This window comes from Donghicola eburneus (assembly GCF_900115865.1).
In the GTDB taxonomy this organism is placed as follows: domain Bacteria; phylum Pseudomonadota; class Alphaproteobacteria; order Rhodobacterales; family Rhodobacteraceae; genus Donghicola; species Donghicola eburneus.
This window is the reverse complement of record NZ_FOXY01000031.1, coordinates 1-9,295: the sequence shown is the minus strand read 5'-3', so window position 1 is coordinate 9,295 and position 9,295 is coordinate 1. Positions and strand designations below refer to the sequence as shown.

The following is a 9,295-nucleotide window of genomic DNA, read 5'->3' as shown; positions in this document are numbered from 1 at the left end:
TGGGAAACGATAGCCTTTCAGGCGCGGCATCTCAGCTGGTATCATCATGCCAAAACGCTAGACGCCCTCAGGTGCTTCAGCAAGTTGGCAATGCCATGTAGCAAAATCGATGGTGCGCAGCGGGGATCGCAAGACAGCGTCCGGTGGTTCCGCGGGTGAGACCACTATAGCGGCGCTCGAAATGAGCCATGAACGCCGCGATCCTCTGTCCGGAGGGCGGCATGTGAGCACCAACCGTCACATCGTGGCCCGCGTCCCGGAATATTCCCGGCAGGATCTCGCGGCTGAGATGCCCGTGCTCGGCAACACGCAGCGCGGGGGGCATCCGATCGTAGAGACGCCTGTGTAATTCCTGAATGAACGCTGCGGATGTCGGTGCGGGCAGCGTGCCCTCAACCGCCTGCGCATCAACCCAAGCCTGCACATGAACGTGGGCGACGATTTCCTGCACCATGTCCGGGTGTTCCACATCGGCCCATCGCCCTGCCAGCGCCCGCTCGATATCGGTGGGCTCGGCAATTCGGCCTTCGATACGGTTCGAATGCTGCGCATTCGCGATACGCATCATTCCGCGCAGCTCCGCCGCAACACCGGTATTCAGCCGTGTCCCGAGGTCTTTTGCTGCAGACCGGAGTTCATGGACCAGTTCCAAGAGCGCGCTCGGGACCGTCTCCTCTAGGCCGCAGGGCTCCAAACGGGCGGGGGTTTCAAGTGCCATGTTGGTGATCCTCGTTCTGCCGAGCGGTGCAACAACGCAGGGCTGCTCCCCCGTTGCACCGTAATTTCAAGGAGCGCGCCCTGGCAGGGTCCGAGCGTCGGAGGTCTGCTCTGCTGGGTCAGAGGAGGCGTCGCCTGCGAACAACTCCACGGGGAGCGCTGGCGCCCAATCCGACGGGAGTGGCACATGAACCACGGATCGCAGCAACCGTTCCAGATCCGCCGCATTGAGTTCGCGCGCGGCGAGCAGGGCATCTGCAAGCGCCCGCAGGACCGCTTCATTCCGCCGCACGGCTTGAAATGCGAGTTGCTGCGCTGCGGACAACTGTTTCCGAACCGCCGTATGAATTTCCGGCGGCCATGTCTGCGGTCGGTCAGCCGAATACGGCAAATAGACGGGCATAATGGCACCCACACAGAGCCGGGTTTCCGCCGCGAGTGCCAACTCTGTCGCCTGAGCGATGTCCGTCTCTGCCCCCGATGAAGAGGTTCCCAAGATCAGCATCTCCGCGGCGCGCCCTCCGAGTAGGGTCGCCATCAACTGCTCCACCTCGCGCGGGCCAAGCGTCAATGGGGGCGTGGAGGCGACATGAGCCTCTCGCGCAGAGACAATCGCGCGCTCCGGCGGTGGGAGACCGACCGACACGCACACAACCGCATGGCCGGCTTCGTGGAGCGCAATCCTCTCCAATGGCGCCTCGGCAGCGGCTCGCCCATTCTCACGAATGGCCTGCATCAGATCCGCATCCGTGATCGAACGGCCTGCGCGGCGCGCAATCGCGTGGGCTTTGGTCGCCGCAGTGACAACATCGGCCCCTGATTGGCCCACCAGCAAACGGCTCATGGCCGCGAGATCAAGATCCGCTCCGGCGGAGGCCAGACGTTTTCGGAGGATCGTTTCGATGCCCGCACGATCCGGGAGACCCACATAGAAATGTGTGTCGAGGCGCGCGGCGCGGATCAGTGCGGGATCGATTTTAGAGATGTGGTTACTGGCCGCCATCACCACAACACCGGGTGTCCGATGAAGCCGCGTAAACAGCTCCAGCGCATGATTAACTACCGCGGTCACATAGGATTCATTGTGCCCACCCTGAGCCGATCGGTCTGGCAATGAATCGATCTCATCGACAAAAAACAGGCTCGGCGCGTGGGCGATTGCTTCTCTGGCCCGTCGCTCCATCGCGGCGAAATAGTCTGACAAAGAGCCTGCGGCCTGCGCCTCGGCATAGGTCGCGCTGACGAAACGCAGCCCCGCAGAGCCCGCGAGCGCCAACGCGACGGAGGATTTGCCGCAGCCGGGCGGGCCGTAGAGCAGCGTACTGCAGGACACATCCTCCCATGCCACCGCGCCAGCCCGCCACCCATTGAGGTCGGCAACGATGCCACGCAAATGCCCCTCGAGTTCATCGGAGAGGTGCAGATCCTCTAGGGTCAGATCGGGTTTTTCCGGTCCCTTGAGGCGGCGGGCTGCGTCTAGGATCGTGCGGACCATACCACCGGCTGTCTCAAGCCGCAGCGCCCCAATGATCGCCGCGCCCGGCAGGCATGCAATGGCATCGTCCGCCTCCGACAGGCGCGCTGCCAGTTTGCGCGAGGGGGCATGCCCGAGGGCGCGCATGACCTCGGCTACCATGGTGCCAGAGAGCGGGGGCAGACGATATGTACGAGATAGGAGGAGGCGCCCCGCATCTGAGAGATCCCCCTCGTCGCGAACGACCGCGACCACGGCTTTGCCGCGGAGGAGGGCTGTGTCGAGCGCTGCGTGAAATTGTTTGCTCAAGTGTCTCTGGTCGCGGCTTCCCGAACCTTCAAACGTGACCACGCAGAGATCTGCCATCAGATTGCGGGCCACACCGTCAGACAGGGCGGCAAAAACAGCTTCCGCGGCAGAGGCGAAATGGACCCGCACCTCGCTGTCCTCATGACAGAGGAGGGTGACGGTCATTGGTGTATCCAGGGCACGCGCGGCCTCTGGTATGCCAATTGCCGTGAGGAACCGCGCCGCCATAAGCATTTTTCCGACCGGTTGCAGCACAGATCCGCTGTCTGGCGGGTTCACCATGTCCGGCAGAACGCGGCGCATGAACCGAATTGGGTGGGACGGAGATGACATAAATTTTGCTCCAATGCGCAAAGTGGCGAGGGTCTCCGTCAGGCGCGCCTGACGGAGACAGCATGCGGGGATCGGCAGGCTTTAAGGCTCTGTGCGGGCTCTCAAATCGGCGAAGAGCTCGCGAATGCGCGGCAGCGCCTCAATCCGGTAGACCTCGGTCGAGACCCCGATCCAATCGAGTTCCTCCGGGCTGACCACCCACTCGGGATGCGCATCCCGCAGGGTTTTGTGGATTTGTTTCTCCGCTCTGAGGGCCTCTCCACCGGTGTCGAATCGAATTTTCTCAAGCACCTCCGCATGGACGCCATCGGCCAGATCAAACTGGTGTCGCAGGCGCGCCTCCGGCCGCCGGCTCATGCCGACTTTGACGAACTCCCCGGCCCCATCCGGCAGCTCAAAATAATCGAGATAGATATAACTGGTATCCGACAGCCAACCCTCGGAGCAGCTATGACAGGCAAATCGCCCCGAGAGCATGTTGCCAACGGTGATATCCTGTTGGTGGCTACATCCATAGTGCAGATACCGGCGATAGTTGGGATCGCCGTTCGCAGGCGCGCCAAGCAGAATCCAGCCATGTTTTCGCGCCTCAGCGGCATTTCTATGTTCCAAACAGGTTTCGCACCGGAGCGCGACCTCGCCAGCCCCGATTTTCTGGACAAACACCCGTTGGCGCGAGACCTCATGTCCGCAGGACGCGCGGTAAATCCCGCGATGGCTGTCGTGTGGGCAGGGCCGGAGAAATTCCAGTCCTGCAGCGGTGGCTTCTCGCGCCATCGCCCTGAGATAACAGGAGGTGCATTCCGGCCGCGCCGTCCTGAGCACATGGGTATGCACCGCCATGACGCCGTCGCAGGAGAGGCAACGCAGATAGACCTGCGTCCGGATTTTCGGGTCCCGTCCAAAATAGCGGTACCCGTGTTGGCTGGCCAAGCTGTGCCAAGACGGTTTCGCCAGACGGTGATCAATGAGGATGTGTGCGACATGCGCAGGTGCGCGGCGAGAGCGCCGCGAATAGTAAACGAGGGGCATTTGAAATTTCCCGAAAAAACATGACCAATGGGTGCGCCCGCGATGGGCGCACTCGAAAAGGGCGGCTTTGGACCAATAAGGGCGGTCACACTGTTCAGAGGACCACCCGGACCTGGCTCAGTGCAGATTGGGCTGCGGGTCAGGTGCGCCCGATCGGAATAGATCAAGGCTATCGAGGCCGTCGAGACGCGCCGCGACCGCCTGCAGAACCGTGAAAAAATCCCGGTCCGCGACGGAAGCATTGGGCAGGATGCAGGTCTCGGCGATCAACCGGCGCGCCGCAGCGATTTCGCGGTCAAATTCGCCAGCAGACTCGGAGGAGAGAACCGAGCGGAGACAATAAGTCATTTTGCGTAGGACACAGCTGTTTCCCATGCCTGTCGCCGCTGCAGTGGTCGCCGCCAGACAGTCGGTCACCCGGTCCCAGGCCGCCTCTGACTCGCGCAGATATTTAGAGACCGCAGGATCACCCATACCCCCAGGCAGTCCCTCGGAGGCCCAGGCCAGTTCGAGCTCGGCTGCGGTCGCCGCGTCGATGTCCGTCAGCAGTTGGAGAAAATTCCGGCGCAAAATATGTGCGCTATAGTCTCGTGTGGATTTCGTTTGCGCAAGGCGCGTGATAGCAACGGCAGTAGCCATGTGTGAACCTCTGATACAGGTTTGCGTGTGGTGAGGGGCGGTTGAGTGCGCCAACACTTGACCGTCCCGCAGTTACAATGTAATCGCGATTACATGATTTCGCAAGCCTTGCTAAGGAGAAATTCGTCATGTCCGCGAAAAAAGACGTCATGGAACCGCAGATGGTCCGTATGAGCGCCGAGTTGCTCGCAAGGATCGATGAGGCGCGGCGCCAGGCGCCGGATCTACCGACGCGCCCGGAAATTATCCGGCGCATGCTCACAGAGTGGCTCGATCAGCACAAGATCGGCGAATAAGCGGCATGATGACAACGCCCGGTCTGCCGATGTCGGTCAGAGAAACCAGTCCCACTGAGGGGCAACCTCTACCCTTGAAGTGTGACCGTATTCCGCGGGGATGGCCCTGATTCCAAATCTGGAAAATCCTTGAAAAACTTTGTGCACTGCCACCTCGAATTGGTGGTGCTTAGCCCTCAAGGGCGGAGGCTGGCAGATTTTTTAGATGTGCTGCGCTGCCCTTAGACATCTGTCCTCCCCCCTAAAATAAAGGCCGATACCATTCTCGATGGATGGCGGGTGGCCCCACTTGTCCACAGTTCTACGCGCGGGTGCCGCTGCGGCGGCCGCAGGTCGTGCGATGTTGTTTCTGCCACGGGCGTTCAGCTCGACGGCGTGAACAGCAAGGGTCCCACGGCGGGCCCGTAATCGAGACAGCGACTATGAGCCATAGATATCATCGGAATGCCCCAACCAAGGGGCGACGCATCCACGCGACAGATGAGGAATGGTCTCGCGTGCAATCCGCAGCGGCCCGGGCACAATTGTCGGTGTCGGCATTCGTCGTGCAATCCGCACAGTCGCGCAAATTCCCGGCGCCGGACCCACAGCGGACCGAGGTCATTCGCCTCTTGACCGCGTGTCATGGGCTGCTCGCAGAAATTGCGGACCAAGCCCGGTTTGACCGCGACACAGACGCAGCCACCATAGGGGCCAGATTGACGGAGGTCTCGGCACTACTTGACGCGGTTCTCCAGTCCGCACTGGCAGAGCGGAGAGCTGATGAGGCGGTTTCATGCTCCTGACATGGTCACCCCACGGCAAAAACGATGTCCGCGCGGCGGTCGATTATCTCACCGCGCCCGTGGTCACCAAGCCGCTCGCCGGACGCCCTCATTCTGTCGTTCGGAGCCCCGCACCAGAAACCCTCTCTGGCAATGCGCAGCTGGTGACCCAATACACCAATGCGCTCCCGTTCCAGTGCCGATACGCCGTTGCAACGCTTAGTTTCGCGCAGGAGGACATCTGTGTTGAAGCATTCCGGCGCGGCGATTCTGGGGCGCGGAACAGTTTGCGTAACGCTGCCAATCTGTGCGTCGCATTTGCATATTGCGGCATCCCCGCGCGGGCGCGACCGCCAATCTTGGTCGCGGCTCAGACACATACAGGCCGTGTCGAACTTAGCATTACACTCCCCAGAGCCGCGGGCATGCCAGGCGCGCGGCTCTATGCGATGAACCCGAACCCTCCTACCGCCGCCAGTCGAGCGGGGTGGAACGCCCTCGTCGATGTGCTCAATGACCAGTACGGATGGGCAGATCCGCGCGATCCCCTGCGCCGGCAGTGGCTGACGGCCCCAGGGTGGATGGTGTCTGAGACGGCAGAAATCCGCCGCGCCAAATCCTCTGGGGCACGCGGGTTCGATCTAAGTGCGCCTTGGTTCCAGGCTTGGCGCCTCTGCCGCGCCGCCGCCCGCGACACCGAGGGAGATCGCGACGAGATCGTCGCGCGGCTCAACGCGGGGCTCGCCTGCCACAATTGGGGCGTGACCAGTCAAAGCCGGCGCGGCCTCACCTGCGGCCCGCTTACCGGACCCGGGCAACATGTAACGTTCACCGGTGCCGTTCTGCGCGGCGGCGAGGACGACGCGATCGATCCATTCGACGCCATCCGCGCAAGGCAATTTGAAATCCTGGAGGCCCCGATGCGCCTTGATGAGGCCATTGCGCGGCGCTGGGAGGCAAATCGGCGCCTCCGCGCTTGGAGCTGGGTCGATCCGCCCGACCCAATGCAGTTTCTGAGCAGCACGCGCCCTGCAGGATCGCCGCGCGAGATCCTGATGCGTGCGTTGGAGCGGATCGCCGCCCGTACTCGCCTCACCATCCGGTCTCACTGGCTCGCGAAAACCCTCCTGAAACACCCCACAGATGGCTTCCGCACCATCGTGGCAATGCTGAATGAACTCAATGACCGATATGCCGCTCCAAGACCAACACCTCCTTTCTCGGATAGAAACCCTGATCGACCTGCTGCGCCAAATGCTCGATCGCGAGGGCCATCCCCTCGCCGACAGGCTGGATCAGTTTCTGATCGACATTTCCCAGATCGAGCGCGCGATGACATCGGCGGCCGAGAACCTGACCCAAGCGGTGCCGAAACTCGCCGAAGCACCCTCCCGTTCGGATTTGGCCCTCGTCGAGGACCGGATCGGAACGCTGCTCGAGGAGGTGATCTACCGTCAGGTCCGATTGGACGCGCAGCTGGATCTGTTGTTCCAGCCCGTTGGAGCCGAGGCCGATGGCTGAGAGAAGTCGGGCGTCTGGCGCGCAGATGGGTTGGGGCCTGTACGCTAGCTTGGGGATCAGATGCAGCAGGAACTGAGGGAATTTTTGTTCAGACCAGTCATCGTGCGGTATGGGTTCCAGTTACTGATCACTCTCCGGACGCTGAATGGGAAGCGCGTGTTGCCAGCACGTTGCGAAAACCCGCACCCGCATCCCTCAAAGGCGCGGCGGAGAGCCCTCAATAGAACTCGGATCGTCCGCCCCGTGTCTGTCTCAGACCTGCGGGGCGGCGACAGGCTGGCGCGCGCCGCAGGGAGGGCTCGCCAGCGACAACGGCGCGCGACAAAACTGAGATCTTCTTTGAGGTTTTGAGGCGTAGCACTCAGTCGGTCATTGCCCTGGCACCATACATTTTAAGACAGCATTCGCGAAGCTGCAGCCGAACAAAACCGATCGGGCCAATGCTGCGGCGGCGTTGGACCGAGCTCCTGCACCCGCCAAGAAGCTTATGTGGATAACTCTCAGGACGCGCGAGTCTTCTGAAAAAACAGCCCTTATATTGAAACTGACGAGACGGAGGCATCTCGTCCAGAGCGGGATCACCCCGCATTTGGCAGACAAAACAGCGGAGTCAAAATTTGGGTCTGGATATGTACGCGATGATCACCAAAGAGCCCCTCGCACGCGAGGCCGATTGCAACCCTGCAGAGGTTGATGACCTCTACTCGTGGCGCAAACACCTCGGCCTGCACGCATGGATGAAAGAGCTCTATTTCATGAAAGGTGGCACGGATCGGATGTTCAATGGCGCGACCGTGGCACTGAACGCTCAAGACCTGGATGTGCTTCAGATAATTATCAAAGCAAGTGCCTTGCTGGAAACGGCTGGACTTTATTTCGACGCCCCTGACGAGACCGAGAAAATTGGCGATCTCGAATTCGTCGCATTGGCCCGCAAAGCCCTCGCTGACGGGTATAGCGTTCTCTATACATCCTCCTGGTAGAAGAGCGCCAAAACGATCACGAGAGCGTTTTGGCGCTCTCGGAGATGCATCGTTGAGGACAGGATTCCTTCAACCAAGAGAACCTCGGCAGGCGGCCAGTAGTCCGGTCTCAGCCGAGGCTCCTGCTATCGTGCGACGCCGGAAAACTATGCATCGGCGATGTCACTCTCAGCGCGATATCCGCGCTTAAGTTTCTGATGCCGAAGCCTGTCCAGAGCATCAATTGCTTCCGCTGGCTGAGTAAATGTTTGCACCTTTACCTGCCCACTTGTCCCGATACGACCCCAGGTCCGGATCAGCATGACCTCTCCAAATAGAGTCGGCTCTAGAGACAGCGCATAAAACCTCGACATATTACAGGATGGGTCGCGACGGGTCAGGTGAAGGGGTGCAGGGCTCTGTGGCATGGCATAGAGTATGTCCCCCTGCCCCAGCGCAGTCCAATTCAATTCCTGAATCCAATCACCGCATTCGATTCAGGGCCGTGATGGTAGACGGGAGCCCATCTTCAAAATGGTATACCATCCCCAATTTAGGCGCTGTTACTGATATTCAGCACTAGGCCGACACTCCTGCATCGAACGGCGGTCGCTGGTGCCCATCCTCTGAGTCCTGTCGCAATAAGGCGTTTCAGCGTCTTTAGCAGATAGCAAAAGAGCGCATGCGGCCCACATGATCCATGATCCATGATCCATGATGTTTCGTGGCGCAAATCCAAAGCGTTTCAACGCCTATTTCCCTGCGAGCGATCCTGCCAGCGTGTGATACCGTGCTCTGAAAAAAGAGAAATGATGACAACGCAGCCAATTCTTTGGCCTCCGTCTTTTGACGAAGCAAATATAGCCGTTACTCGCGGTTGAATGAATAGGTTTACATCGAAAACTTAGAGATCTCCTCCAACAATCGGCATATTCGAATATGGGAAAAAATTGATAGACCTGAGAGAACATGAACAGTTCTCTCAGGTCTATCTCCCCACCTTGCACGGGGCGTGTCCCCGCCTTGCACGGGGTATGTCGAGCGCCGCTTTCGCGGATATTCTAAATTCCGGTTTAATCAACCCTGTTACAGGTTCTGGAATTTATTTCAGATACTCGGAACATCCCCACCTATGTGGGGTAATTCTCCGTTTGGCATTGCCAACTTGCTGAAGCACCTGAGGGCGTCTAGCGTTTTGGCATGATGATACCAGCTGAGATGCCGCGCCTGAAAGGCTATCGTTTCCCA

Annotated in this window: 9 protein-coding genes; 4 read left to right on the top strand and 5 right to left on the bottom strand. The window is 60.1% G+C overall.

Annotated features, from left to right (window positions below):
* Positions 1-76 precede the first annotated feature (76 nt).
* The 4 genes from BM225_RS21030 to BM225_RS21010 all read right to left on the bottom strand — a co-directional run bounded on the left by BM225_RS21030 (position 77) and on the right by BM225_RS21010 (position 4,504).
* Entirely contained in the window at positions 77-718 is a 642-nt protein-coding gene (locus BM225_RS21030; protein ID WP_092465480.1) for a Fic family protein, read from the bottom strand.
* Positions 719-784: 66 nt separating this feature from the next.
* Entirely contained in the window at positions 785-2,833 is a 2,049-nt protein-coding gene (locus BM225_RS21025; RefSeq protein WP_092465479.1) for an AAA family ATPase, read from the bottom strand.
* 81 nt (positions 2,834-2,914) lie between these two features.
* Positions 2,915-3,865, bottom strand: coding sequence for a GIY-YIG nuclease family protein (locus BM225_RS21020; RefSeq protein WP_143095441.1), 951 nt, complete (start codon positions 3,863-3,865; stop codon positions 2,915-2,917).
* A 117-nt stretch (positions 3,866-3,982) separates the two neighbouring features.
* A complete protein-coding gene (locus BM225_RS21010; RefSeq protein ID WP_092465476.1) occupies positions 3,983-4,504 on the bottom strand; it encodes a hypothetical protein in 522 nt (173 codons plus the stop codon).
* A gap of 128 nt (positions 4,505-4,632) precedes the next feature.
* Here BM225_RS21010 and BM225_RS21005 point away from each other — a divergent pair, with 128 nt between their 5' ends.
* The 4 genes from BM225_RS21005 to BM225_RS20985 all read left to right on the top strand — a co-directional run bounded on the left by BM225_RS21005 (position 4,633) and on the right by BM225_RS20985 (position 8,068).
* Positions 4,633-4,800, top strand: coding sequence for a ribbon-helix-helix protein, CopG family (locus BM225_RS21005; protein ID WP_245780573.1), 168 nt, complete (start codon positions 4,633-4,635; stop codon positions 4,798-4,800).
* A 272-nt stretch (positions 4,801-5,072) separates the two neighbouring features.
* The gene (locus BM225_RS22460) at positions 5,073-5,585 is read left to right on the top strand and encodes a plasmid mobilization protein (protein ID WP_420809873.1); all 513 of its coding nucleotides are present in this window, start codon (positions 5,073-5,075) and stop codon (positions 5,583-5,585) included.
* 1,161 nt (positions 5,586-6,746) lie between these two features.
* Positions 6,747-7,085 carry a hypothetical protein gene (locus tag BM225_RS20990; RefSeq protein ID WP_092465473.1) on the top strand — a complete coding sequence of 113 codons (339 nt, stop codon included), beginning with the start codon at positions 6,747-6,749 and terminating at the stop codon, positions 7,083-7,085.
* A gap of 617 nt (positions 7,086-7,702) precedes the next feature.
* A complete protein-coding gene (locus BM225_RS20985) occupies positions 7,703-8,068 on the top strand; it encodes a hypothetical protein (protein WP_092465472.1) in 366 nt (121 codons plus the stop codon).
* Between the two features lie 146 nt (positions 8,069-8,214).
* Here BM225_RS20985 and BM225_RS20980 read toward each other — a convergent pair whose 3' ends face one another.
* Complete coding sequence (locus tag BM225_RS20980; protein WP_092465481.1) at positions 8,215-8,475, bottom strand: WGR domain-containing protein; 261 nt, start codon at positions 8,473-8,475, stop codon at positions 8,215-8,217.
* Positions 8,476-9,295 lie beyond the last annotated feature (820 nt).